The 23,993-nt window shown below is 71.0% G+C and carries 23 protein-coding genes and 2 riboswitches; of the genes, 13 read left to right on the forward strand and 10 right to left on the reverse strand.

Annotation, left to right across the window (positions count from 1 at the left end; genetic code table 11):
- The first annotated feature begins 124 nt into the window (after window positions 1–124).
- The gene (gene erpA / locus ACZ3TI_RS06740) at window positions 125–478 is read left to right on the forward strand and encodes an iron-sulfur cluster insertion protein ErpA (protein ID WP_030061066.1); all 354 of its coding nucleotides are present in this window, start codon (window positions 125–127) and stop codon (window positions 476–478) included.
- 79 nt (window positions 479–557) lie between these two features.
- Here the strand turns inward: erpA and ACZ3TI_RS06745 are convergent, their stop codons facing one another.
- Together ACZ3TI_RS06745 and ACZ3TI_RS06750 are read right to left on the reverse strand one after the other, a co-directional pair.
- Window positions 558–1,247, reverse strand: a complete 690-nt coding sequence (locus tag ACZ3TI_RS06745) for a hypothetical protein (protein ID WP_465724112.1) — start codon at window positions 1,245–1,247, stop codon at window positions 558–560.
- A gap of 113 nt (window positions 1,248–1,360) precedes the next feature.
- Window positions 1,361–1,567 (reverse strand): hypothetical protein, encoded by a 207-nt coding sequence (locus ACZ3TI_RS06750; protein ID WP_465724114.1) that lies wholly within the window; start codon window positions 1,565–1,567, stop codon window positions 1,361–1,363.
- 280 nt (window positions 1,568–1,847) lie between these two features.
- Between ACZ3TI_RS06750 and ACZ3TI_RS06755 the strand changes: the two genes are divergently transcribed.
- Window positions 1,848–2,825: a carbohydrate kinase family protein gene (locus tag ACZ3TI_RS06755; RefSeq protein WP_465724116.1), complete on the forward strand. Its 978-nt coding sequence runs from the start codon at window positions 1,848–1,850 to the stop codon at window positions 2,823–2,825.
- On the opposite strand, the gene ACZ3TI_RS06760 is transcribed toward ACZ3TI_RS06755, so the two are convergent.
- Complete coding sequence (locus ACZ3TI_RS06760) at window positions 2,818–4,218, reverse strand: aminotransferase class V-fold PLP-dependent enzyme (RefSeq protein ID WP_465724118.1); 1,401 nt, start codon at window positions 4,216–4,218, stop codon at window positions 2,818–2,820. The two genes, ACZ3TI_RS06755 and ACZ3TI_RS06760, sit on opposite strands and share 8 nt — an antisense overlap.
- 363 nt (window positions 4,219–4,581) lie before the next feature.
- On the opposite strand from ACZ3TI_RS06760, the gene ctaC reads away from it, so the two are divergent.
- The 4 genes from ctaC to ACZ3TI_RS06780 all read left to right on the forward strand — a co-directional run bounded on the left by ctaC (window position 4,582) and on the right by ACZ3TI_RS06780 (window position 9,052).
- Complete coding sequence (gene ctaC, locus ACZ3TI_RS06765; protein ID WP_465724120.1) at window positions 4,582–5,436, forward strand: aa3-type cytochrome oxidase subunit II; 855 nt, start codon at window positions 4,582–4,584, stop codon at window positions 5,434–5,436.
- Entirely contained in the window at window positions 5,433–7,208 is a 1,776-nt protein-coding gene (gene ctaD / locus ACZ3TI_RS06770; RefSeq protein ID WP_465724122.1) for an aa3-type cytochrome oxidase subunit I, read from the forward strand. The genes ctaC and ctaD overlap by 4 nt, the downstream gene beginning before the upstream one ends.
- A complete protein-coding gene (locus tag ACZ3TI_RS06775; RefSeq protein WP_465724124.1) occupies window positions 7,208–7,624 on the forward strand; it encodes a cytochrome c oxidase subunit 4 in 417 nt (138 codons plus the stop codon). The genes ctaD and ACZ3TI_RS06775 overlap by 1 nt, the downstream gene beginning before the upstream one ends.
- 171 nt (window positions 7,625–7,795) lie before the next feature.
- Window positions 7,796–9,052: a L,D-transpeptidase gene (locus ACZ3TI_RS06780; protein WP_465724126.1), complete on the forward strand. Its 1,257-nt coding sequence runs from the start codon at window positions 7,796–7,798 to the stop codon at window positions 9,050–9,052.
- Between the two features lie 25 nt (window positions 9,053–9,077).
- On the opposite strand, the gene ACZ3TI_RS06785 is transcribed toward ACZ3TI_RS06780, so the two are convergent.
- The 5 genes from ACZ3TI_RS06785 to ctaE form a co-directional block, all read right to left on the reverse strand.
- A complete protein-coding gene (locus ACZ3TI_RS06785; protein ID WP_465724128.1) occupies window positions 9,078–9,449 on the reverse strand; it encodes a GntR family transcriptional regulator in 372 nt (123 codons plus the stop codon).
- A 112-nt stretch (window positions 9,450–9,561) separates the two neighbouring features.
- A complete protein-coding gene (qcrB, locus tag ACZ3TI_RS06790) occupies window positions 9,562–11,223 on the reverse strand; it encodes a cytochrome bc1 complex cytochrome b subunit (protein ID WP_465724130.1) in 1,662 nt (553 codons plus the stop codon).
- Window positions 11,220–12,272 carry a cytochrome bc1 complex Rieske iron-sulfur subunit gene (gene qcrA, locus ACZ3TI_RS06795; RefSeq protein ID WP_465724131.1) on the reverse strand — a complete coding sequence of 351 codons (1,053 nt, stop codon included), beginning with the start codon at window positions 12,270–12,272 and terminating at the stop codon, window positions 11,220–11,222. The genes qcrB and qcrA overlap by 4 nt, the downstream gene beginning before the upstream one ends.
- An 8-nt stretch (window positions 12,273–12,280) precedes the next feature.
- The gene (gene qcrC / locus ACZ3TI_RS06800; protein WP_465724133.1) at window positions 12,281–13,090 is read right to left on the reverse strand and encodes a cytochrome bc1 complex diheme cytochrome c subunit; all 810 of its coding nucleotides are present in this window, start codon (window positions 13,088–13,090) and stop codon (window positions 12,281–12,283) included.
- Between the two features lie 187 nt (window positions 13,091–13,277).
- The gene (gene ctaE, locus ACZ3TI_RS06805) at window positions 13,278–13,898 is read right to left on the reverse strand and encodes an aa3-type cytochrome oxidase subunit III (protein ID WP_097238232.1); all 621 of its coding nucleotides are present in this window, start codon (window positions 13,896–13,898) and stop codon (window positions 13,278–13,280) included.
- Window positions 13,899–14,295: 397 nt separating this feature from the next.
- On the opposite strand from ctaE, the gene ACZ3TI_RS06810 reads away from it, so the two are divergent.
- The 3 genes from ACZ3TI_RS06810 (at window position 14,296) to ACZ3TI_RS06820 (ending at window position 17,573) form a co-directional block, all read left to right on the forward strand.
- Window positions 14,296–14,721, forward strand: a complete 426-nt coding sequence (locus tag ACZ3TI_RS06810; RefSeq protein ID WP_465724144.1) for a response regulator — start codon at window positions 14,296–14,298, stop codon at window positions 14,719–14,721.
- A 116-nt stretch (window positions 14,722–14,837) separates the two neighbouring features.
- Window positions 14,838–15,914 (forward strand): anthranilate phosphoribosyltransferase, encoded by a 1,077-nt coding sequence (gene trpD / locus ACZ3TI_RS06815; protein ID WP_465724146.1) that lies wholly within the window; start codon window positions 14,838–14,840, stop codon window positions 15,912–15,914.
- Between the two features lie 108 nt (window positions 15,915–16,022).
- Window positions 16,023–16,141: riboswitch (SAM riboswitch) on the forward strand.
- A gap of 52 nt (window positions 16,142–16,193) precedes the next feature.
- Window positions 16,194–17,573 carry an aminotransferase class V-fold PLP-dependent enzyme gene (locus ACZ3TI_RS06820; RefSeq protein ID WP_465724148.1) on the forward strand — a complete coding sequence of 460 codons (1,380 nt, stop codon included), beginning with the start codon at window positions 16,194–16,196 and terminating at the stop codon, window positions 17,571–17,573.
- 14 nt (window positions 17,574–17,587) lie between these two features.
- On the opposite strand, the gene ACZ3TI_RS06825 is transcribed toward ACZ3TI_RS06820, so the two are convergent.
- On the reverse strand, window positions 17,588–17,869 hold the full coding sequence (locus tag ACZ3TI_RS06825; RefSeq protein WP_030240061.1) for an Lrp/AsnC ligand binding domain-containing protein: 282 nt from the start codon (window positions 17,867–17,869) through the stop codon (window positions 17,588–17,590).
- 41 nt (window positions 17,870–17,910) lie between these two features.
- Complete coding sequence (locus tag ACZ3TI_RS06830; protein WP_465724150.1) at window positions 17,911–18,693, reverse strand: rhomboid family intramembrane serine protease; 783 nt, start codon at window positions 18,691–18,693, stop codon at window positions 17,911–17,913.
- A 201-nt stretch (window positions 18,694–18,894) separates the two neighbouring features.
- On the opposite strand from ACZ3TI_RS06830, the gene ACZ3TI_RS06835 reads away from it, so the two are divergent.
- From ACZ3TI_RS06835 to ACZ3TI_RS06850, 4 genes are all read left to right on the forward strand, one after another.
- Window positions 18,895–19,158, forward strand: a complete 264-nt coding sequence (locus ACZ3TI_RS06835; RefSeq protein WP_465724152.1) for a hypothetical protein — start codon at window positions 18,895–18,897, stop codon at window positions 19,156–19,158.
- Window positions 19,159–19,549: 391 nt separating this feature from the next.
- Complete coding sequence (locus tag ACZ3TI_RS06840; protein WP_465724239.1) at window positions 19,550–20,932, forward strand: NYN domain-containing protein; 1,383 nt, start codon at window positions 19,550–19,552, stop codon at window positions 20,930–20,932.
- 200 nt (window positions 20,933–21,132) lie between these two features.
- Window positions 21,133–22,170, forward strand: coding sequence for a C40 family peptidase (locus ACZ3TI_RS06845; protein WP_465724154.1), 1,038 nt, complete (start codon window positions 21,133–21,135; stop codon window positions 22,168–22,170).
- A 356-nt stretch (window positions 22,171–22,526) separates the two neighbouring features.
- Window positions 22,527–22,681, forward strand: a riboswitch (cyclic di-AMP (ydaO/yuaA leader).
- A 10-nt stretch (window positions 22,682–22,691) separates the two neighbouring features.
- Entirely contained in the window at window positions 22,692–23,813 is a 1,122-nt protein-coding gene (locus ACZ3TI_RS06850; RefSeq protein ID WP_465724156.1) for an NlpC/P60 family protein, read from the forward strand.
- The last annotated feature ends 180 nt before the right edge of the window (window positions 23,814–23,993 follow it).

The following is a 23,993-nucleotide window of genomic DNA, read 5'->3' on the forward strand; positions in this document are numbered from 1 at the left end:
ACCCGGCCCACGGAAACCAGCCGCGAAACAGGCCGAGGAAATCCATCGCCGCCCGGGAAATGAAACCGGACGGCCGTTGGTTGGCACTGGCGGCAGACCGTCGTCAAAGACCGGGAGAAAGCAGATGACCGTCCAGGACGAGACCACCGTCGAGAGTGGCATCCTCCTCACCGATGCCGCCGCGGCCAAGGTCAAGGCCCTGCTGGAGCAGGAGGGCCGCGAGGACCTCGCGCTGCGCGTCGCCGTCCAGCCCGGTGGCTGCTCCGGCCTGCGTTACCAGCTGTTCTTCGACGAGCGTTCGCTCGACGGCGACGTGATCAAGGACTTCGGCGGCGTGAAGGTCGTCACCGACCGGATGAGCGCCCCGTACCTGGGCGGCGCCACCGTCGACTTCGTCGACACCATCGAGAAGCAGGGCTTCACCATCGACAACCCGAACGCCACCGGCTCCTGCGCCTGCGGCGACTCGTTCAGCTAAGCCCGCTGCGAAAAGGCGGCCCCGGGAGTTCCCGGGGCCGCCTTTTCGTTCTTCTTCGTTTTCTTCGTTCGTCGGGCTTCTACTGGCCGGCGACGTCCGGGGTCACCGGGTCCGGCCCGGCGTGCGGCTCGGCGTCCAGCGGCACCTCCTGCCCGCTGGTCTTGTCGACCACCGTCCGCCCGGTCAGCGGCGAGCGCAGATCGGTCGACACCGACTGCCGCTTGGCCAGCGCGTTGCAGACCTGCCCGGGGCCCACGGTGGGCGGACCCGTCACGACCGTGACGTCCACCCGGCCCGGCTGCGACTCGTCCGCCTTCAGCGCGTACTTCGTGCAGACCCCGCCGAAGAAGTAGACGGTCAGCTTGGTGGTGCCGTCCACCCGGTAGGACACCGGCGGACGCGCCGGTGAGGTCGAGCCGTTCGGGTTCGGCTCGCCCGGGGCGATCCCGTTGACCGGGGGAGTGCCCGGCACCGGCTGCCCGGGAGCGGGCGAGCCCAGGGTGGGGGTGAAACCGGTCGGCGGCGTCTGGGCCGGCTGCCCGGCGTCCGAGGGGCTCCCGGTAGGAGCCGCGGACGGGCTGCCGGAGGGCGTCGGGGCCTGCGGGGAGGCGCTCGCCGAGGCCGAGCCGGTGGCCGCGCCGCCCGTCGCCGAATCCGAGGCGGACTTGCCGTCCCCGTTGCACCCGGCCACCGTCACCACCGCCGCCAGCGCCAGACCCGCCAGGGCCATCGCCCGCCGACCGCGCCGGGGCATCGTCTCCAGATCCATCTGCACATCCTCCCGAGAGCTCAGCGGCGCCGCCTCCTCGGCCGCTCCGCGCGGATGTGACGTGCCCCGGACGGATCCGGTTCCGCTTCGATCAGGCCCGGCTTCCGGAGTCTTCACAAGCCGTACTCGGCCATCCCGGCGACCACCCGCTGCGCCCCGGACGGGACCCGGAAGCCGGCGGACGCGGGGGCGGTGGGCTCCGGTCCGGCCACCAGCAGCGGCCAGAACCGGCGCAGCCGCCGGGAGGAGTCCACCAGGGCGTCGAGGGTCTCGCCGTCCTCGGCCCGCCGGGCGGACAGCGGGGAGTCGTCGGTGGTCATCGGGCATCGCTCCGATCCAGAGCCGTGGCCGTGCTGCCACGGATCGACGTCGGGGCCCGCCCGCGCGGCGGGCCTCCTGGGGCCGACCCTAGGCCGGGCCTCGTCCCGCCCACCAGTGCTACCCGGAGGTAGTACACGTTCGACGGCAACGGGTGCCACCATGGCCGTGCGGGCAGCAATTTGCGGCACTCTTGCCGGGGCACATCCCGGGGCCCGGTACCGTGAGTGGGTTCACCCGCGCCTTACCGCTGGCCCCGCAGCCACCTTGAGGAGACCTTCCGTGCGTATCGCCGTCGCCGGCTCGATCGCCACCGACCACCTGATGACGTTCCCCGGCCGGTTCGCCGACCAGCTCGTCGCCGAGCAGCTGCACACCGTGTCGCTGTCCTTCCTGGTCGACACCCTGGACATCCGCCGCGGCGGGGTCGCCCCGAACATCGCCTTCGGCATGGGTGTGCTCGGGCTCCGCCCGGTCCTGGTCGGCGCCGCCGGTGCGGACTTCGCCGAGTACCGCAGCTGGCTGGAGCGCAACAACGTGGACTGCGAGTCCGTCCACATCTCCGAGACCCGGCACACCGCGCGCTTCATGTGCACCACCGACGAGGACCACAACCAGATCGCGTCGTTCTACACCGGTGCCATGGCCGAGGCCCGCAACATCGAGCTGAAGCCGATCGCCGACCGCGTCGGCGGCCTGGACCTCGTCCTGATCGGCGCCGACGACCCGCAGGGCATGGTCCGGCACACCCAGGAGTGCCGCACCCGCGGTTACGCCTTCGCCGCCGACCCCTCCCAGCAGCTGGCCCGCCTCGAGGGCGACGACATCCGCGAGATCGTGGACGGCGCCGCGTACCTCTTCACCAACGAGTACGAGGCCGCGCTGATCGAGAGCAAGACCGGCTGGGACGCCGACGAGCTGCTCAGCCGCGTCGGCACCCGGATCACCACCCTCGGCAGCAAGGGCGTCCGGATCGAGCGCAAGGGCGAGGCGCCGATCCTGGTCGGCTGCGCCCAGGAGGAGGCCAAGGTCGACCCGACCGGCGTCGGCGACGCCTTCCGGGCCGGCTTCCTCGCCGGCCTGTCCTGGGACCTCGACCTGGAGCGCTCCGCCCAGCTCGGCTGCATGCTCGCCACCCTGGTCATCGAGACCGTCGGCACCCAGGAGTACGAGCTGCGCCCGGCCGGCTTCCTGAAGCGCTTCGAGGAGAGCTACGGCGCCGAGGCGGCCGCCGAGATCCGCGCGCACCTGGTCAAGTAGTCCGCCGCACGACGAGGTAGGCCGAGCCCCGGTCGCCGCCGTAGTCGGCGGCCTGGGCCTCGCCCGCGTACTCCTGCCCGCGCATCTCGCACCAGGCCGGGATGTCCAGCCGGGCCGCCTCGTCGTCCGCCAGCACGACGACCGTGCCGCCCTCCGGCACCTCGCCGATCCGCTTCGCCAGCTCGATCACCGGCAGCGGGCAGCGCTTGCCCAGGGCGTCGATGATCAGGAGCGTTTCGGCCGCGCTCGCGGGTGCCGGCAGGTCCAGCCCCAGCGGTGCCCGGACCCCGGCCACCAGATCCGGCAGCACCGCGAGGAAGCGCTCGACGTCCGCCTCGGCCGTCCCGGAGGGCAGCGAGACCCGGACGTTGCCCTCGGTGAGCACCCCCATCGCCGCCAGCACATGGCTGGGCGTCAGCGTGGAGGAGGTGCAGGAGGAGCCGGAGGAGACCGCGAAGCCCGCCCGGTCCAGCTCGGTCAGCAGCACCTCGCCGTCCACGTACAGGCAGGAGAAGGTGACGATGTGCGGCAGCCGCCGCACCGGGTCGCCCACCACCTCGACCTCGGGCACCAGCTGCGGCACCCGGGCCCGGATCCGCTCCACCAGCGCGTGCAGCCGGGCGTTCTCCTGCTCGGCCTCGGCCCGTACGGCGCGCAGCGAGGCGGCCGCGGCCACGATCGCCGGGACGTTGACGTAGCCGGGCACCCGCCCGCCCTCGCGCTCGTCGGCCGGCAGCGGCGAGGCATAGCGGACGCCCTTGCGCACCGCCAGCACCCCGACCCCGGGCGGGCCGCCCCACTTGTGGGCGCTCGCGGTCAGCAGCGACCAGCCCGCCGGGACGTCCACCCGCCCGGCGCTCTGCGCGGCGTCCACCAGCAGCGGGACGCCGGCCGCGGCGCACAGCTCGGCGACCTCGCCGACCGGCTGGACCGTCCCCACCTCGTGGTTGGCGCTCTGCAGTGCGGCCAGCGCGGTGTCCGGGCGCAGCAGCGCGCCGAAGGCCGCCGGGTCGACCCGTCCGCCCCGGTCCACCGGCACCACCGAGACCTCGCCGCCCGCGCCCTGGTGGCGTTCGGCGACGTGCAGCACGCTGGAGTGCTCCACCGCGGAGTGCACCAGGTGGCTGCCGCGCCGCCGGTTGCCGGCCAGGGCGCCGAGCAGGCCGAGCTGGACGGCCTGCGTCCCGCTGGCGGTGAAGGCGATCTCGTCGGCCCGTGCGCCCAGCACCGCGGCGACCGTCTCGCGGGCGGCGTCGAGCAGCATCCGGGCCTGTCGGCCGGAGCGGTACAGCCGGGCCGGATCGGCCCAGCCCTCGTCCAGGGCGGCGGTCAGCGCCTGTCGCGCGACGGGGTGCAGGGGGGCAGTCGAGGCCGCGTCGAAGTACACGGTCACATTTAACGACACACCTGGGGCGGATTCCGGTCCGTTGCTCCGGCTCACCCACCGTCAGTCGATCACCCCGAATGTCCGCTTCGTCCGCGTCCGACGGGTCGTCACGGGCGTTGTTCGAGGTCATCCCCCGATCGGGCGTACGGACCTCGAATGCCTACGATGACCTGCGGCGTAGCCCTTGCCGGGCCTGATCGGGCTACGGGGCGGCGCGTTACCGGGGGCTGCCCGTCAGGAGCGCATAAGGCTGGAGTAGGGTTTGGCCCGCATAAGCATTCAAACCGTGCCCGTGGACGGGTCGCCGGGGAGGCTCACAATCCTCCACGGGGCGACGCGAAGGCGGGCGAGACTTCGGGAAGGCGCTACGTGAGTCCCAACGGCTCCGACCGCTCGCCGCGGCGCACGATGCGGCGGAAGCTGCCTCAGGCGCTGGCACTGGGCCTCGTCATCGCGACCGCCACCGGCTGCTCGGCCAACGACCTCCCCAGGCTTGGCCTCCCGAGCCCCGTCACCAAGGAAGGGCCGATGGTCCTCCAGATGTGGCAGGGGTCCTGGATCGCGGCACTGGTGGTCGGCGTACTGATGTGGGGTCTGATCATCTGGAGCGTGATCTTCCACCGGCGCAAGCGCACCGGTGTGGAGGTCCCCCCGCAGACCCGGTACAACGTGCCCATCGAGGCGCTCTACACCGCGGTCCCCATCATCATCGTCTCGGTGCTCTTCTACTTCGTCGCCCGCGACGAGAGCAAGCTGACCGCCGTCTCCGCGAAGCCGCAGCACTACGTCAACGTGGTCGGCTTCCAGTGGAGCTGGGCGTTCAACTACGAGAACACCGAGACCCCCGACCCGGCCAACAAGGACGCCGCGTACGAGGTCGGCACCCCCAAGGACGCGCCGACGCTCTGGCTGCCGGTCAACGAGACGGTGCAGTTCCGTCTCACCTCGCGTGACGTCATCCACGACTTCTGGCCCGTCAACTTCATGATGAAGATGGACGTCGTGCCGGGCGTGGTGAACAAGTTCGAGGTCACTCCGACCGTCAAGGGCGAGTACATGGGCAAGTGTGCCGAGCTCTGCGGCACCGACCACTCGCGCATGCTGTTCAACGTCAAGGTCGTCGATCGCGCCGACTACGACAAGCACCTGGCCGAGCTTCGCGCCAAGGGCCAGAACGGTGCGGTGCCCTCCGGCCTCATCACCATGGGAAGTGAAGAGAAGTGACCATCCTCAACGAGCCCGCCGCGGCCGGCGGGGGCGCCGAGGCCGTCACGGTCGGGGCGCAGCGGACCCGGAAGCCGGGTTCGACCATCATCAAGTGGTTGACCACCACTGACCACAAGACGATCGGCACCCTGTACCTGGGCACGTCGTTCGCCTTCTTCCTGATCGGTGGCATCCTCGCCCTGGTCATGCGTGCCGAGCTGGCTCGTCCCGGGACCCAGATCCTGTCGAACGAGCAGTTCAACCAGGCGTTCACGATGCACGGCACGATCATGCTGCTGATGTTCGCGACGCCGCTGTTCGCGGGCTTCGCGAACTGGATCATGCCGCTGCAGATCGGCGCCCCGGACGTGGCGTTCCCGCGTCTGAACATGTTCGCGTACTGGCTGTACCTCTTCGGTTCGACCATCGCGGTGGCGGGCTTCGTGACCCCGAACGGCGCCGCCGACTTCGGCTGGTTCGCCTACTCCCCGCTGTCGGACGCGGTGCACTCGCCCGGCGTCGGCGGCGACATGTGGATCATGGGTCTGGCCTTCTCCGGCTTCGGCACGATCCTCGGTGCGGTCAACTTCATCACCACGATCATCTGCATGCGCGCCCCGGGCATGACGATGTTCCGGATGTCGATCTTCGTCTGGAACGTCCTGCTGACCTCGGTGCTGGTCCTGCTGGCCTTCCCGGTCCTGGCCGCCGCGCTGTTCGCCCTGGAGGCCGACCGCAAGTTCGGCGCCCACGTCTTCGACCCGGCCAACGGCGGGGCGATGCTGTGGCAGCACCTGTTCTGGTTCTTCGGCCACCCCGAGGTGTACATCATCGCGCTGCCGTTCTTCGGCATCGTGTCGGAGATCATCCCGGTCTTCAGCCGCAAGCCGATGTTCGGCTACTCCGGTCTGATCGCGGCCACCATCGCGATCGCCGGTCTGTCCGTGACGGTGTGGGCGCACCACATGTACGTCACCGGACAGGTACTGCTGCCGTTCTTCTCGTTCATGACCTTCCTGATCGCGGTCCCGACCGGTGTGAAGTTCTTCAACTGGGTCGGCACCATGTGGAAGGGCTCGCTGAGCTTCGAGACCCCGATGCTCTGGACGGTCGGCTTCCTGGTGACCTTCCTCTTCGGCGGTCTGACCGGTGTCCTGCTGGCCTCCCCGCCGATCGACTTCCACGTCTCGGACTCGTACTTCGTCGTCGCCCACTTCCACTACGTGGTCTTCGGCACCGTCGTCTTCGCGATGTTCGCCGGCTTCCACTTCTGGTGGCCGAAGATGACCGGCAAGATGCTGGACGAGCGCCTCGGCAAGATCACCTTCTGGACGCTGTTCTTCGGCTTCCACGCCACCTTCCTGGTGCAGCACTGGCTTGGCGCGGAGGGCATGCCCCGCCGCTACGCCGACTACCTGGCCGCGGACGGCTTCACCACCCTGAACACCGTCTCGACCATCGGCTCCTTCGTGCTCGGCCTGTCGATCCTGCCGTTCCTCTACAACGTCTGGAAGACCGCCAAGTACGGCGAGAAGGTCGCCGTGGACGACCCGTGGGGCTTCGGCCGCTCGCTGGAGTGGGCGACCTCCTGCCCGCCGCCGCGGCACAACTTCCTCACCCTGCCCCGGATCCGCTCCGAATCCCCGGCCTTCGACCTCCACCACCCGGAGATCGCCGCGCTGGACTACCTGGAGAACCACGGTGAGCCGGCCAAGCACCTCGCCGGTGTGACCCCGGCGAAGTACGACGCCCCGAAGCTGGGCAAGGGCAAGCAGGAGGGTGACGCCTGATGAAGGAACAGGGAAAGATCTTCCTGGGCCTGTCGGTCTTCGTGCTGGCGATGGCCATCACCTACGGCCTGTGGACCAACAACTCCGAGCCGGGTCTGGAGGCGGCCGGTACCACCGCGCTGTTCCTCGCCTTCTCGCTGTGCGCCTTCATCGGGTACTACCTCGCCTTCACCGCCCGCCGGGTGGACAGCGGCGCGGGTGACAACCCCGAGGCCGAGGTCGCGGACGACTCCGGTGAGCTGGGCTTCTTCGCCCCGCACAGCTGGCAGCCGCTCTCGCTGGCGCTCGGTGGCGCCCTCGCCTTCCTGGGCGTGATCTTCGGCTGGTGGCTGATGTTCTGGGCCGCCCCGATCATCGCGATCGGCATCTTCGGATGGGTCTTCGAGTTCTACCGGGGCGAGAACCAGAACCAGTAGGGTTCCGCATCCGACACCAGGGCCGGTCCTCCCGCACGGGAGGACCGGCCCTGGTGCGTCTGCGGGGGTGACGGCCTCACTCACCCGGGTGAACGGCGGGTCCCTCGGATGTCGCTTCTCCAGCAGACGTTCCTACGATCTGATCAATCGTGCGAACCCCCGGAGGCGGTCATGGCCGACAGGCACGGAATCGCAGGCATAGGCAGCATCTCGCTGACCCTCGCAGTGCTGGCCCCGCTGGCCGCCTGCTCGTCCGGTGACGAGGACTCGGCCGGACCGCACCGGATCGACGCGGCCCCGCTGGTCCACCTCTCGGCGGACGACAAGCTCGACCCCTCCCAGCCGGTCACCGTGACGGCCGTCAAGGGCAGCCGGCTCACCGACGTCACCGTGGTGGGCCCGGACGGCCGGGTGGTCGCGGGCAGGCTCGCCGACGACCAGCGCAGCTGGCAGACCACCGGGCGGCTGAAGGCCGCCACCGCGTACACCGTCCGGATCTCCGCCGACGACGGCAAGGGCGGCCGCGGCGACACCACCGCGAACTTCAGCACCCTCGCCGGCCAGCGCCTGCTCACCGCCAAGCTCGGCCCGGACTCCTCCGGCAGCGGCGTCTACGGGGTGGGCCAGCCGCTCACCGTGCAGCTCTCCGAGGCGGTGAAGGACCCGCAGGCCCGTCAGGAGGTCGAGCAGGCCCTGACCGTCTCCTCCCAGCCCGCCGTCACCGGCGCCTGGTACTGGGTGGACGACAAGAACCTGCACTTCCGCCCCGAGGAGTACTGGCCGGCCGGGACGACCGTCGAGCTGGCCTTCGACGGCACCGGCAGCCGGATGGCCGACGGCCTCTACGGCGGCGACCGCAGCTCGCTGAAGCTGCGGATCGGCGAGCGGGTCGAGTCGGTGGTCGACGCGGCCGCCCACCAGCTCACCCTCAAGCGGGACGGCGAGGTGGTCCGGACCATCCCGGTCACCACCGGCAAGCCCGGCTTCGACACCCGCAACGGCGTCAAGGTGGTGCTCGGCCAGGAGCGGTCCGTCCGGATGAACGGCGAGACGATCGGCATAGCCACCGGCAGCTCGGAGGCCTACGACCTGAACGTCGAGTGGGCCACCCGGGTGACCTGGAGCGGCGAGTACGTCCACGCGGCGCCCTGGTCGGTCGGCTCGCAGGGCGTGGACAACGTCAGCCACGGCTGTACCGGCATGAGCACCGAGAACGCGAAGTGGTTCTACGACCACACCAGGGTGGGGGACCTGGTGACGGTGGTGAACAGCCGCGGCGCCATGATGGAGCCGTTCGGCAACGGCTTCGGGGACTGGAACATCGCCTGGGTCGACTGGGTCAAGCACAGCGCCGTCGGACAGCCCCTCAGCACCACCGCACCGCGGGCCCAGGCCCCCGCCTCCGGAATGATCCGCCCGGAGGTGTGACCTCATCACATCCGCCGGACGGGCCCTACGCCTCCGGGTAGGCCAGGCCCAGGGCGGTGACCACCGCGGCCAGGGCGTCCGGGTGGGAGAGCCCGAGGCGGTGCGCGCGCTCGGCGTACTCGGTGGCGGCCGCGGCGGCCAGCCGGTGCGCGCTGTCCCCGGCGGCGGCGATCAGGGTGCCGCGCCGGCCGTGGGTCTCCACCACGCCGTCCGCCTCCAGCTCCCGGTACGCGCGGGCGACGGTGCCGGCGGCCAGCCCCAGCTCCTCCGCCAGGGCCCGTACGGTGGGCAGCTTCAGCCCGGCGGGCAGCTCACCGGTGCGGGCCTTCTCGGAGATCTGGGTGCGGATCTGCTCGTACGGGGGAGTGGCGGCGGCGGGGTCGACGGAGAGTTGCACGGGAGGCTCCTGTGGGCGCGGACGGGTACGGGCTGACAGGTACGGCAAAGCCCGAGGGCCGCCGACCAGGTGAACTCTGGTCAGCGGCCCTCGGGGTGGCGCGGGTACGGGATCAGTGGTGGCCGTGGCCGCTGGTGATCTCGTGGTGCTCCTCGGCGGTCGGCTTGGGGATCTGGGCGCCCTCGCCGTAGAAGCCGCGGGACAGCTTGGCCCGGGTGCGGGTGACGACGCCGGCCTTGCGGGCAACGCCGTTCTCGTCCGTCTGGGCCGGCAGCTCGACCGGCTGGTTCTGCTCGTGCGCGGTGAGCTTGTACAGGTCCTGCTGCGGCAGCTGCGCGTGCACCTCGACGAACTCGCCGTGCGGCAGGCGCTTGATGACGCCCGTCTCGCGGCCGTGCAGCACCTTCTCCTTGTCACGGCGCTGCAGGCCGAGGCACCAGCGCTTGGTGACGATGAAGGTCAGCACCGGCACCGCGAACATGCCCACGCGGACGAAGTAGGTGACCGCGTTGAGCGACAGGTGCAGGTGGGTGGCGAACAGGTCGTTGCCACCAGCCACCAGCAGGATCAGGTAGAGGCTGATCCAGGCGGCACCCAGGGCGGTGCGGACGGGCGCGTTGCGCGGGCGGTCCAGGATGTGGTGCTCGCGCTTGTCGCCGGTGATCCAGCCCTCGATGAACGGGTAGACCGCGATCGAGACCAGGACCAGCGGGAAGACGACCATCAGCGGGATGAAGACGCCCAGGTTCAGGGTGTGGCCCCAGAGGCTGATCTCCCAGCCCGGCATGATGCGGATCAGGCCCTCGGAGAAGCCCATGTACCAGTCCGGCTGGGCGTCCGTGGACACCTGGTCCGGGCGGTACGGGCCGTACGCCCAGATCGGGTTGATCGAGGCGATCGCCGAGATGGCGGCGATCAGACCGAACACCAGGAAGAAGAAGCCACCGGCCTTGGCCATGTAGACCGGCATCAGCGGCATGCCGACGACGTTCTGCTCGGTCTTGCCCGGGCCCGCCCACTGGGTGTGCTTGTGGTAGAAGACCAGGATCAGGTGCGCCACCAGCAGGCCGAGCATGATGCCGGGGATCAGCAGCACGTGGATGGTGAAGAACCGCGGCACGATGTCGTGGCCGGGGAACTCGCCCCCGAACAGGAACATCTGCAGGTAGGTGCCGATCAGCGGCGTCGCCAGGACGGCGCCCTCCATGAACCGGATACCGGTACCGGACAGCAGGTCGTCGGGCAGCGAGTAGCCGAAGAAGCCGTCGAACATGCCCAGGACCAGCAGCAGGAAGCCGAAGACCCAGTTGATCTCACGCGGCTTGCGGAACGCGCCGGTGAAGAACACGCGCAGCATGTGCACGAGCATCGCGGCCACGAAGACCAGCGCGGCCCAGTGGTGGATCTGACGGACCAGCAGGCCGCCGCGGACCTCGAAGCTGATGTCCATCGTCGACGCGTACGCCTCGGACATCGGGATGCCCTTGAGCGGGACGTACGACCCGTTGTAGATGACCTCGCCCATGGAGGGCTTGAAGAACAGCGTCAGGTAGACACCGGTCAGGATGATGATGACGAACGTGTAGAGGCAGATCTCGCCCAGCATGAAGGACCAGTGGTCCGGGAAGATCTTCCGCAGGTTGGCCTTGGCGAGGGAGTAGATCCCCAGCCGGCCGTCCGTCCAGTCAGCCGCGGCCTCCCACTTGTTGGCGGGCTTGGCGCGCGTGCTGGAGGGCTTGGCGGCACCGGTGGTGGTGCTGCTCGCGCTACTCATCGAGCACGCTCCCAGAAGCTCGGGCCGACGGGCTCGTCGAAGTCGCCGGTGGCGACCAGGAAGCCCTTCTCGTCAGTGGTGATCTTCAGCTGCGGCAGCGGGTGGCCGGCCGGGCCGAAGATCACGCGCGCGCCGTCCGCCAGGTCGAAGGTCGACTGGTGGCAGGGGCAGAGCGCGTGGTGGGTCTGCTGCTCGTAGAGGCTGATCGGGCAGCCGACGTGCGTGCAGATCTTGGAGTAGGCGAGGATGCCCTCGAAGCCCATCTCCTTGGACTTCTCGTCCTTGATGTCCTCCGGCGCGATGCGCACCAGCATCAGGGCGTCCTTGGCGATCGCCTGCTGGAAGTCCTCGTCGTGGGTGGACAGGCCCTCCGGCATGGCGAAGGTCAGCGAGCCGATGAGGACGTCCTCGGGCTTCATCGGCTGCATGGTGTTCATGTTGACCAGCGCCAGCGGCTTGGTCGGCGTCGCTTCCTTCCAGCCGGTCTCCTGGAGCTTCTTCTCCGGGAGCGGGCCGAGGTCGCGGAGCAGGACCACGCCGGAGAGCGGGACCAGCGCCATCGAACCGATGAGGGTGTTGCGGATCATCTTGCGGCGGCCGAAGCCGGACTCGGCGGCGCCGGTCTTGAACTGCTCGATGACGTCCGCGCGAACCTCGTCGGAGGCCTCGATCGGGTGACGCTCGGCCGGCAGCTCGACGTCCGACATCAGGGTGCGGGCCCAGTGGACCGCGCCCGCGCCGATCATGAAGAGGGCGACGCCCAGGGTCAGGCCGAGCGCGAAGTTCAGCGCGCTGACGTGACCCAGCGGGAAGATGTAGACGATCTTGTCCGGGTCGATGGCCACGTACGAGGCGATGAAGCCGACGGTGGCGAGCATCGAGATCACGAACATCAGCGAGACCTGGCGCTCGGCGCGCGCGGCGGCCTTCTCGTCGATGTCGGTGCGACGGGGCTCGTGGGCCGGCAGGCCCGGGTCGGCGAACGGGTTGCCGTGCTCGGCCACCTCGCCGGCGGAGCCGTGCGACTCCGGGAGCTTCTCTTCTGACATGTCGTGGCTCATGACTTCTTGGCCTTGGTGGTGTGGGCGGCGACCCAGATCGCGACCGCGATGAGCGTGCCGAGCCCGAAGATCCAGCCGAACAGACCCTCGGTCACCGGACCGAGGCTGCCCAGCGTGAGACCACCGGGGTTGGGCTCCTCGCTAGTGGTGTGGCGGACGAAGGCCACGATCTGCTTCTTCTGCTCCTCGGGCATGGTGCCGTCCGGGAACGACGGCATGTTCTGCGGGCCGGTCTGCATGGCCTCGTAGATGTGCTTGGCGTCCACGCCCTCCAGCGACGGGGCGTACTTGCCCTTGGTCAGGGCACCGCCCTGGCCGGCGAAGTTGTGGCACTGGGCGCAGTTGGTGCGGAACAGCTCGCCACCCTTGGAGATGTCCTCGGGGTTGGTCGAGGTGTACTGCTCCTCCTTCGGGGTCACCGGGCCGGGACCGAGGGAGGCGACGTAGGCGGCGAGCTGGTCGATCTCGGCCTGCGTGTAGATGGTCTTCTTGCGCGGCACCTGGGCGCCGGGCTGCTGGGCCGGCATGCGGCCGGTGCCGACCTGGAAGTCGACGGCGGCGGAACCGACGCCGACCAGGCTCGGACCGTCACTGCCGCCCTGGCCGTTCAGGCCGTGGCAGGAAGAGCAACCGACGGCGAAGAGCTTCTTGCCCTCATCGATCGCGAGCGACTGCGCGGCGACGTCGGCCTGCGCCTTGTCGGCGGGCGCGAACGCGGCGTACAGCCCCCCGGTTGCCGCCAGGGCGAGAAGTAGGACGACCAGCGCCGCCAATGGGTGGCGCCGTCGTGCGGAGAGCTTTTTCACGGAATAACCCCGGTGTCAGGATCTGGTCGACTGGTGGGTGCACCCGGCGGCCGGTCTGGCCGGCACGAGGCTGCCTGTCTAGGGCTGCGCGCGCGGTCGGTCGGTGGGAGCGTCGGCACCGGCAGAAGCGGCCCGTCGCCGGTGAGGGCGGGGGCCGCAGCCGGTGGCCAGCGACCTGATCAGCTGGTTACTTGATCAGGTAGATGGTCGCGAACAGGCCGATCCACACGACGTCGACGAAGTGCCAGTAGTACGACACGACGATCGCGGCGGTGGCCTGCTCATGCGTGAAGCGCTTGGCTGCGTACGTCCGGCCCAGGACCAGCAGGAAGGCGATCAGACCACCCGTCACGTGCAGACCGTGGAAGCCGGTGGTCAGGTAGAACACCGTGCCGTACGGGTCGGAGGACAGGGACAGGCCGTCCTCCTTGACCAGCGCGGTGTACTCGTACACCTGGCCGCCGATGAAGATCGCGCCCATTGCGAACGTGAGGATGAACCACGCGCGGAGCTTCTTCACGTCACCGCGCTCGGCAGCGAACACACCGAGCTGGCAGGTCAGCGAGGAGAGCACCAGGATCGTGGTGTTGACCGAGGAGAAGGGCACGTTGAGGGCGTGGGCCTTCTCGGTCCAGAACTCGGCTCCCTTGACGGAGCGGAGCGTGAAGTACATCGCGAAGAGGGCCGCGAAGAACATCAACTCGGAACTGAGCCAGACGATCGTTCCGACGCTGACCATGTTCGGCCGGTTGACCGATCCGTGCGCGTGCCCGGTTTCTACTGCTGTTGCTGTCGCCACGACGGACATTATGTCGGTCCCTTATTCCGTCTTCACGCCGGGGGGTGTCCCTCGGAGTGTCCGGTGCGTGCGGTATGCCCGCTTGGGGGGCGGCGGGGTGTCCGTACGGCGGCTGAGCAGCGGCGTGTCCCTTTTCTGACGGTTCCTCGGAGCGGCCCGCGACCCCGTTGCCCGGCGCGTCGCTGCACGGGCGGCGTAGCCCCAGGAGGTAGGGGAGCGGGGGTCGCGGTCGGCCGTACGGGTGGACTGGACGGCTCCGGGTGACGAGCCGTCCTCCAGCCGGGTGAGCCCGGGGCGCGGCGGCTTGATGGGGAACGTGCGCGAGGGGGCCTCGGCGGAGGGTGATCGGGAGTAGCATCCGGATCAGGCGAACGTGGTCCGGATCACACTTGAGGGAGCAGGGTCCATGGCGTACACGACCGATGAGACGCTCACCGTCCTCGTCTACAGCGACGACCGCAACACCCGCGAGCAGGTGCTGACGGCCCTCGGCCGCCGGCCCGCCGAGGATCTTCCGGAGCTGTCCTACCTGGAGTGCGCGACCACCCCCGCGGTGCTCAAGGCACTGGAGAAGGGTGGCGTGGACCTCTGCGTGCTGGACGGCGAGGCGGTCCCGGCCGGCGGGCTGGGGCTCGGGCGCCAGCTGAAGGACGAGATCTACGGCTGCCCGCCGGTGCTGGTGCTGATCGGCCGGCCCCAGGACTCCTGGCTCGCCGCCTGGAGCCGGGCCGACGCCGCGATCTCCCACCCCGTGGACCCGGTGGCGCTGGCCGAGGCGGTCGCCACCCTGCTGCGGACGCGGCTGGCGAAGCGGGCTCCGGCCACCCGTTGAACAGCGGTGTTTCCGCATCGGAGAAGACGGCACCGTAGCCGCCCCGCCGCTCGATAGGCTGGCTCCATCCGTACGGACGTCCCCCTCGGCGGGGAACCGACAACCTGGAGTCAGCCATGGTGAACGTGAACCCTGCGAACGGCGGTAGCGACCCCGCGCAGGTGGTCCGCTCCTGGCCGGATCTCCTGGCGGCGCTGTTGAAGGGGGAGGACCTCGACCGCTCGGCCACCGCGTGGGCGATGGACCGGATCATGAGCGGCGAGGCGTCCCCCGTCCAGGTTGCCGGCTTCATGATCGCGCTGCGGGCCAAGGGCGAGACGGTCGACGAGATCACCGGTCTGGTGGACGCGATGTACGCGCACGCCGAGCCGCTGGAGATCCCCGGCCCGGCGGTGGACATCGTCGGCACCGGCGGGGACCGGGCGAAGACCGTCAACATCTCCACGATGTCGGCGATCGTCGCGGCGGCGGCCGGTGCCAAGGTGGTCAAGCACGGCAACCGGGCCGCCTCCTCCTCCAGCGGGTCCTCGGACGTGCTGGAGAAGCTCGGCGTGGCGCTGGACCTGTCCGCCCGGCGGGTCGCGGAGGTCGCCGACGAGGTCGGGCTCACCTTCTGCTTCGCGGCGAAGTTCCACCCCTCGATGCGGCACGCCGCCACGGCCCGGCGCGACCTCGGGGTGCCGACCGCCTTCAACATCCTCGGCCCGCTGACCAACCCGGCCAAGGTCACCTCGCACGCCATCGGCTGCTTCGACACCCGGCTCGCCGGGCTGATCGCCGGGGTGCTCGCCCGGCGCGGCTCGACCGCGCTGGTCTTCCGCGGCGACGACGGGCTGGACGAACTGACCATCACCACCACCTCGCGGGTGTGGGTGGTGCGCGACGGGGCGGTCACCGAGACCACCTTCGACCCGCGGGACGTCGGCATCGAGCTGGTCGGCATCGAGGCGCTGCGCGGCGGGGACCCGTCGTACAACGCGGAGGTCGCGCGCCGGATGCTGGCGGGGGAGCACGGGCCGGTGCGGGACGCCGTCCTGCTGAACACGGCCGCGGCGCTGGTCGCGCTCGACCTGGGCGACGCACCGCTGACGGAGCAGCTCGCGGCGGGCATGGCGCGGGCCGCGGAGGCCATCGACTCGGGCGCCGCGCAGGACCTGCTGCGGCGCTGGTCGGGGGCCACCAGCCGGAGCTGAGGCGGTAGTTGGGGGCCTGCGGGAAGCGCTTCCCGCAGGCCCTTCGCGCTGTCCGGATGGTGGATGCCTGTTTGACCACCCGGCGGGCGCGACCTAGAGTCATCGGCAGGTCATGAGTGACAGCGTCAAGCCCCAGCTGGCTGTCCGGCAACCCTCCGTCCGTGGCGGGGTGCCCTGGGTGAGGACCGGGTCGCCACGGCAAACCGTCCGTGCGGCAAGCGCGGACGCCCGACGACTGACACTCCCGGGGTCCCTACACCCCTGAAGGAGTGCATCCTCATGTCTCTCTCCACCGAGATCTGCGCCCCCCTCGCCGTGCTGGGCTCCGACGTCCAGGTCCCGCTCGCCAGCGGCGAGAAGGTCGGCTACGCGGCGCTCGACTACGCGGCCAGCGCGCCGGCGCTGCAGCGGGTGTGGGACGACGTCGCCGCCTACGCGCCGTACTACGGCAGCGTGCACCGCGGGGCCGGCTACCTGTCGCAGCTGTCCACCGACCTCTTCGAGCAGAGCCGCCGCACCGTCGCCGAGTTCCTCGACCTGCGCGAGGGCGACCAGGTGGTGTTCACCCGGGCCACCACCGACTCGCTCAACCTGCTGGCCGGCGCCGTTCCGGCCGGCACCCGGGTGTTCGCCTTCGAGACCGAGCACCACGCCTCGCTGCTGCCGTGGGCGCACGCCGGACTGGGCGTCACCTACCTGCGGGCACCGCGTTCGCGGGCCGAGGCGGTGGCAGCCCTGGACGCCGCGCTCGCCGAGGCGCCCGAGGGCCCGAAGCTGCTCTGCGTCACCGGCGCCTCCAATGTGACCGGCGAGCTGTGGCCGGTCGCCGAGCTGACCGCGACCGCGCACCGGCACGGCGCCCGGGTGGTGCTGGACGCCGCCCAGCTGGCCCCGCACCACCGGGTCTCGGTGCGCGAGCTGGACGTCGACTGGATCGCCTTCTCCGGCCACAAGCTCTACGCGCCGTTCGGCGCCGGGGTGCTGGCCGGCCGGGCGGACTGGCTGGACGCGGCGCAGCCGTACCTGGCCGGCGGCGGGGCGACCCGGACGGTGGCCAGGGAGACGGACGGCTCGGTCGCCGTGCAGTGGCACACCGGCCCGGCCCGGCACGAGGCCGGCTCGCCGAACGTCATCGGCGCGTACGCGATCGCCTCCGCCTGCCGGGCGCTGAGCGAAGCCGGTTTCGACGCGCTGGAGGCCCGGGAGCGGCAGCTGGTCGACCGGCTGACCGCGGGGCTGGCGGAGATCCCGGAGGTCAAGGTGCTGAACCTGTTCGGGGCCGGCTCGGCGCGGGTGGGCGTGCTGTCCTTCGTCGTCCGGGGCTGGAACAGCTCGCACTTCTCGGCTGCGCTGTCCGCCGAGTACGGCATCGGCGTGCGCGACGGCCTGTTCTGCGCCCACCCGCTGGTGCGCACGCTGCTCGGGGACGAGGACGTCGCCCCCTCCGAGTGCGGCGCGCCGGAGCCCTCGCTGCCGGGTGAGCGCAGCCTGAACGCGATCCGGGTGAGCTTCGGCGCCGGGACGCCGGACGAGCACGTCGACCGCTTCCTGGCCGCGGTCCGCGAGCTGGTCACGGACGGCGCGGCGTGGAACTACCGCAACGAGGGCGGGCGTTGCGTCGCCACCGGGCAGATCGACCGGGGCCCGCGAGAGGGCTGAGCCCGTACGCCCCGCTACTCGTCCAGGCCGAGGGCGAAGGCCGCTTCCAGGTCGTGCTGGGAGTAGGTGCGGAAGGCGATCTGGGTCTCGGTGTGGGCCACGCCCGGGACCTTGTTGAGCCGGCCCGGGATGACCTCGGCCAGGTCGTCGTGACGGCGCACCCGGACCATCGCCACCAGGTCGTAGCCACCGGTCACCGAGTACACCTCGCTGACGCCCTCGATGGCAGCGATGGCCTCGGCGATCTCCGGGATGCGGTCGACACTGGTCTTGATCAGGACGATGGCAGTGATCACTGTTCGGGCTCCTTTGTGGGGTGCCGCCAGCGTATCGGGCATCAGCCGGGTCGTCTCGGGGGGTGGCGGACCGCGGTACAGGCGTAGAGGAAGCCCGCCGAGAAGCCGATCACGTGGACCAGGTAGGCCACCCCCGGGCCCGCCGCGTGCACCGACCACCACTGCAGCGCGAACCAGAGGCCGAGCACCAGCCAGGCGGGGAAGCGCAGCGGTAGGAAGAAGAGCAGCGGGACGAGCGTGGTCACCCGGGAGCGCGGGTGGAAGCGCAGGTAGGCGCCCAGGACGGCGGAGATCGCGCCGGAGGCTCCGATGAGCACCCGGGTGGAACCCGGCGAGTGCGCCTCGGCGATCGCGAAGCCGTACGCGGCCAGGCTGCCGGCGGCCAGGTAGAAGAGGGCGTACCGGGGCCGGCCCAGCCGCCGTTCGACGGTGGGGCCGAAGACGTGGAGGAAGAGCAGGTTGCCCAGTAGATGCAGCCAGCCGGCGTGCAGGAAGAGGCCGGTCAGGACGGACAGCGCAGGGTGCTTGCCCGGGGTCGGGGCGGCCGGGCAGCCGGGGACCGGGTCGGGGGCCTCGGCCAGCTGTTCGGCGGTCAGTGTCCGACCGGTCAGCAGTTCGACCGGGACGGCGCCCCAGCGCTGCTCGTACCGCTGCTCCGCGCAGACCCGGGCCTGGCCGGTGCCGTACAGCGGATTGAGCCCGGCGGCCGGACCGAGCAGGAAGACCAGGGTGTTGACCGCGATCAGGGCGTAGGTGACCGCCGGGGCGGGCACTTCCGGCCGGCCGCCCCGCTCGGCGGTGTGGTCGGGAGCCGCGAGCGCCATGCGGCCAAGCATCCCTCCGGGCGCGCCAGGTGACACGGTGGTTTACGGCAGGTGGACCAGCCCCGCTATTCCGTTGACCGGTGGTCGCGGTGGTTGCCCCAGGCAATAGGCTTGGGCCGGGCAATCCCGCCTCCCGCCGCCGACGCCGGGGCTCCGGGGGGAGCGCCTAGCCCACGCAGGGACCACCCGAGAGGACCCCCGATGACCGTCCCCGCCCTGACGTCCGAGACGCGCTGGCGCTGCACGCTGTGCGGCAACCTCACCCGGTTCGACGTGACCCGCACCGCGCGGGTGACCGAGTTCCTGCACTTCGACCTGGCCGGCGACTCCAAGGTCGAGGAGACCGAGGTGCTGAGCGAGACCGTCGAGTCGGTGCGCTGCCGCTGGTGCAACGCCGTGGACCAGGTCGAGCTGGTGGCCCGTCCGGGCGCCGAGGGCGCGGAGACCCCGACCGAGCAGGGCTGACCCCGCAGCTGCGGCGGGCGGTGCGCCCGTCCGCCGCACGGGACAATACAGACAAGACGCACGGAGCGTGACGACAGGGGGCGGTCGCGGCCGTACCCGCCGGAAGAACAGGATCGGAGCCGAGGACGTGGTGGACGCAGCGAAGGAGCCCGGCGAAGCGCAGGGGCTTCGGCCCGCTGCGCAGGAGCAGGCGTCGGAGGCCGGGACGGGCCCGGCGGAGAGCGCCGCGTCCGGAGCCGTCGGGCCGGAGGGCGGGGCCTCCGGCGCCCCCGGCGCCCCCGGCGCCCCCGGCACCCCCGGCACCCCCGGCACCCCCGGCACCCCCGGCACCCCCGGCACCTCTGGCACCTCCGGCACCTCCGGCACGTCCGACGCCCCCGGCACCGCTGGTTTGTCCGATACCTCTGACTCCTCCGAGGCTTCCGAGTCCTCCGAGCCCTCCGAGTCCGCGGCGGAGCGTGCCGTCGAGAAGCTCGACCGGCCGCTGCCCGAGGGGGTGCGCCGGCGCGTGGTCGGGCTGGCCTCGGACGCGCTGGGCGGGCTGCCGCCGGGCGAGCTCCCGCAGAGCCTGCGTCAGTACGTGAAGTTCACTCCCGCGCGGCGTGCCAAGTATGCGGCCACCGCGCTGGCGGCCGCGCTGGAGGCGGAGCCGGCCTTCCGGGTGCGGATAGCGGAGCGGCTGCGCCTCGGGCAGCCGGACCTGGTGCGGGCGCTGGAGTCGGGCAGCGTCCCGGGCGCCGCCGATCCGATGGACGTCGCGGCCGCCGCCTACCTGGTGCGCTCGGCGGGCTGGAGCCGGCTGGTCGCCGAGGCCGGCGAGGAGGCCGAGCGGGCCGGCGCCGAGGACGCGGCCGCGGAGTCGGCCCGGCTGGTGGAGAAGCTGCAGACCGAGCTGGCCGAGGTGCGGGCCGCCGCGCGGGCGGACCTGGAGCGGCAGCGCGCGGAGTCCGAGGGCGTGCGGCGGGAGGCCGAGTCGCTGCGCAAGAAGCTGCGGTCGCTGGAGAGCGACACCCGCCGGGCGCAGGCCGAGACGCGCCGGGTGGTCGGGGAGCTGGAGGCGGTGAAGGCCCAGGGCGCGGCGGAGCGCAGCGCGGCCGAGACCGAGGCGCGTCGGCTGAGGCACCGGGTCTCCGAGCTGGAGAACGCCGTGGAGCAGGGCCGCCGGTCGGCCCGCGAGGGGCGCAGCGTCGAGGACATGCGGCTGCGGCTGCTGCTGGACACCGTGCTGCAGTCGGCCCAGGGGCTGCAGCGGGAGCTGGCGCTGCCGGTCTCCCAGATCCGCCCGGCGGACCTGGTGGAGGCGGTGGTGCCGGGGGCGGCCTCGCCGCACGACGTGGCGCGGCGCGGGCTGGCCGAGGACGATCCGGCCCTGCTGGACCAGCTGCTGGCGATCCCCCAGGTGCACCTGGTGGTGGACGGCTACAACGTGACCAAGACCGGCTATCCGACGCTGCCGCTGGAGCAGCAGCGGATCCGGCTGCTGGGCGGGTTGGCGATGCTGGCGCAGCGCACGCAGGCGGAGGTCACCTGTGTGTTCGACGGGCAGGACCTGGACGTGCCGGTGATCATGGCGCCGCCGCGCGGGGTCCGGGTGCGGTTCAGCCGGACCGGGGAGACCGCGGACGAGCTGATCCGCCGTCTGGTGCGGGCCGAGCCGCAGGGCCGTCCGGTCGTGGTGGTGTCCGCCGACCGGGAGGTCGCGGAGGGCGTGCGGAAGGCGGGCGCGCGCCCGGTGGCCTCGGTGCTGCTGCTGAATCGGCTGGCCCGGCCGTGAGCGCCGACCGGGCGGAATGACGCCTGGTCAGTGCCGGTTCCGGGGCCGTGTGCGGGTCCGGTGAAGCCGGTGTGGGAAAGCGGGTTCACGCTTACGGGGGAGTAGCAAAACGGATAGATCTTCACTAGGGTCTGGCGTCAAACCTATTTTCCGGAATCTCATCCGATCAGGTGAGTCCGATGGAAGAAGGAGCCGGTCCCTTGGCCTCCCACCGCCGTCCCAAGCAGCCGAGCCGCGCGCGGATCTCCGTGCTCACCGCTGCCGCTGCGACCGCGGTCGCCCTCTCCGCCCAGGTGGCCGCGCACGCCGCGCCGCAGCCGAACAAAACGGACGTCAAGGCGCAGATCGACCAGCTCCAGGAGGAGCAGGAGCAGGCGGCGGAGAAGTACAACGGCGCCAAGGAGCGGGCCGACCAGCTGCGCAAGCAGGCCGACCAGCTGCAGGACCAGGTGGCCCGCGGTCAGGAGCAGATGACCCAGCTGCAGGTCGGCCTGGCCGAGGTGGCGGGCGAGCAGTACCGCACCAACGGCATCGACCCGTCCGTCCAGCTGATGCTCTCCTCCGACCCGTCGGGCTACCTGGACAAGGCCTCCACCGTCCAGCAGGCCAGCACCACCCAGGCCGAGGCGCTCAAGTCGCTGCTGGACCAGCAGCGCCGGCTGGACCAGGAGAAGGCCGAGGCGGCCGCCGTGCTGGCCTCGCTGGACACGACCACCAAGGACCTCAACCAGGCCAAGGCGGACGTCAACACCAAGCTGAAGGCCGCCCAGGACCTGCTGAACTCGCTCAGCGCCGCCGAGCGCACCGCCCTGAAGGCCCAGCAGGCGCAGGACGAGCGCGCCTCGCGCGGCACCGACCGGGTCGACCTGAGCAGCCTGCCGCCGGCCAGCGGCTACGCGGCCGTGGCCGTCGCCAAGGCGATGAGCAAGCAGGGCTCGCCGTACGTCTGGGGCGCCACCGGCCCGAGCACCTTCGACTGCTCCGGCCTGATGCTCTGGGCGTACGGGCAGGCGGGCGTCTCGCTGCCGCGCACCTCGCAGGAGCAGGGCCACTACGGGACCCGGGTGCCCTCGATGGACCAGGCCCTGCCCGGCGACCTGGTCATCTACGGCGGGGACATGCACCACGTCGGGATGTACATCGGCAACGGCATGGTGGTCCACGCGCCGCACACCGGTGACGTGGTGAAGGTGATGAAGGCCGACGCGATGCCGATCAACACGATCCGCCGGGTCTGACAGCGGCCCGCCGGGTCTGACAGTCCGACACGCCGAACGGGCCCGTCCGGGCCCTGTGATCCGCGCCACCTCCGACGGGGGTGGCGTTCGGGTTTTCGACCGTTTTGCGACCGGTGGGTGAGACCTGATCAGCCTTGCGTGCGTCGACGGTCACCATCGGTCATTTTCACAAGAGAACTTGGATAATCTTCCGTCTTTTTTCTGACAAGGATTTGAACCGATCACGCTTCAGTTACTAGGGTCGTGCTCCGAACCACCGCACTGTCGATCACCCAGCCAGGGTGGCGGCGGTGGTTACCGCCGAGTTCGCGAGGCAGCGGGGCAGGTCGAAGCGACTGCCCGACAGGGGAGCCCAGTGGTCGGGGGCGCTGCGGAGCGGAGCCGGGGAACCACGTTCCTCCGGGGTGAATCGGCGCCAGGTCGGCCGCTGGAACGGCCGTGAGGCGTCGTAGGGCACTGCTTCCGGCCCGAACCCGTCAGCTCACCCGGTAGGCGGACGTAGGAAGAAGGAGTCCGCCTTCGTGGCGTCCCATCGTCGTCCCAAGCCCGCCGGCCGCGCCCGTGTCTCGATCCTGACCGGTGTCGCCGCCGCTGCGGTCGCCCTCTCCGCGCAGACCGGCGCCCACGCCGACCCGCAGCCGACCAAGGACCAGGTCAAGGAGCAGGTCGACCAGCTCAACGAGCAGGCCGAGGTGGCGACCGAGCAGTACAACGCCGCCCAGGAGAAGCAGCAGGCCCTGGAGAAGCAGGTCGCCGGTCTGCAGGACCAGGTGGCCCGCCAGCAGGCGCAGGTGACCGACCTGCAGGGCGGACTCGCCGAGATCGCCGGGGAGCAGTACCGCAACGGCGGCATATCCCCGACCGTCCAGCTGATGTTCTCGTCCAGCCCGGACAACTTCCTCAACCAGGCCGGTGCGCTCAACCAGGCCGGTGACACCCAGAAGAACCAGCTGAAGCAGCTCCAGGAGCAGCAGCGCAAGCTCGACCAGGACCGTGCCGAGGCCCAGGGCAAGCTCGCCGAGCTGGAGTCGACCACCCAGCAGCTGAAGGCCTCCAAGGACGAGGTCCAGAACAAGCTGAAGGCCGCCCAGGACCTGCTCAACACCCTGACCGAGCAGGAGCGCCAGGCGCTGCGCGCGGCCGAGGAGAAGGCCGCCGCCGACGCCAAGGCCCAGGCCGACGCCGCGAAGGCCCAGCAGCAGGCCGCCGACCGCGCCTCGCGCGACAACAGCCGCGGCGACCTCTCCGCGCCCTCGTCCACGCCGGTCGCCAAGCTGCCCGCGCCCGGCAGCTCGCGCGGTGCCGCCGCGCTGAACGCCGCCGCCTCCAAGGTCGGCAGCCCGTACGTGTGGGGCGCCACCGGCCCGAGCTCCTTCGACTGCTCCGGCCTGATGGTCTGGGCGTTCAACCAGGTCGGCGTCTCGCTGCCGCGCACCTCGCAGGACCAGGCCCACGCCGGCACCCGGATCGGCACCGACCTGTCCCAGGCCCAGCCCGGCGACCTGCTGATCTTCTACAGCGACGCCCACCACGTCGGCATCTACGCGGGCAACGGCCAGGTGCTGCACGCGCCCAAGCCGGGCGCCTCGGTCCGCTACGAGGCCGTCACCAACATGCCGCTGTCCGGCATCGTGCGGGTCTGATCCCCGCTCCGCGCCTCCAGGCCCGGTCTTCCGTCACGGAAGGCCGGGCCTGCGGCTTTGTCGGCGAGTCGGGCTGATGTCCGATTACGGGTCAAATATTCGGGTCGGGAGGGGTTTGGACTCACTTGCCCGGACTCGCTAACGTCTGCCACCGGACTCCCGCTCGAGGGCCGCCCGCAG

It is taken from the genome of Kitasatospora sp. NPDC023120 (genome assembly GCF_055560835.1).

Excerpts from the sequence above, each read along its gene's own strand:
- erpA (WP_030061066.1), top strand. The coding sequence starts at position 125 with ATGACCGTCCAGGACGAGACCACCGTCGAGAGTGGCATCCTCCTCACC.
- ACZ3TI_RS06820 (WP_465724148.1), top strand. The coding sequence starts at position 16,194 with ATGTCTCTCTCCACCGAGATCTGCGCCCCCCTCGCCGTGCTGGGCTCC.
- ACZ3TI_RS06780 (WP_465724126.1), top strand. The coding sequence starts at position 7,796 with ATGGCCGACAGGCACGGAATCGCAGGCATAGGCAGCATCTCGCTGACC.
- ACZ3TI_RS06775 (WP_465724124.1), top strand. The coding sequence starts at position 7,208 with ATGAAGGAACAGGGAAAGATCTTCCTGGGCCTGTCGGTCTTCGTGCTG.
- ACZ3TI_RS06750 (WP_465724114.1), bottom strand. The coding sequence starts at position 1,567 with ATGACCACCGACGACTCCCCGCTGTCCGCCCGGCGGGCCGAGGACGGC.
- ACZ3TI_RS06745 (WP_465724112.1), bottom strand. The coding sequence starts at position 1,247 with ATGGATCTGGAGACGATGCCCCGGCGCGGTCGGCGGGCGATGGCCCTG.
- ACZ3TI_RS06835 (WP_465724152.1), top strand. The coding sequence starts at position 18,895 with ATGACCGTCCCCGCCCTGACGTCCGAGACGCGCTGGCGCTGCACGCTG.
- trpD (WP_465724146.1), top strand. The coding sequence starts at position 14,838 with ATGGTGAACGTGAACCCTGCGAACGGCGGTAGCGACCCCGCGCAGGTG.
- ctaE (WP_097238232.1), bottom strand. The coding sequence starts at position 13,898 with ATGTCCGTCGTGGCGACAGCAACAGCAGTAGAAACCGGGCACGCGCAC.
- qcrB (WP_465724130.1), bottom strand. The coding sequence starts at position 11,223 with ATGAGTAGCGCGAGCAGCACCACCACCGGTGCCGCCAAGCCCTCCAGC.
- ACZ3TI_RS06810 (WP_465724144.1), top strand. The coding sequence starts at position 14,296 with ATGGCGTACACGACCGATGAGACGCTCACCGTCCTCGTCTACAGCGAC.
- qcrA (WP_465724131.1), bottom strand. The coding sequence starts at position 12,272 with ATGTCAGAAGAGAAGCTCCCGGAGTCGCACGGCTCCGCCGGCGAGGTG.
- ACZ3TI_RS06830 (WP_465724150.1), bottom strand. The coding sequence starts at position 18,693 with ATGGCGCTCGCGGCTCCCGACCACACCGCCGAGCGGGGCGGCCGGCCG.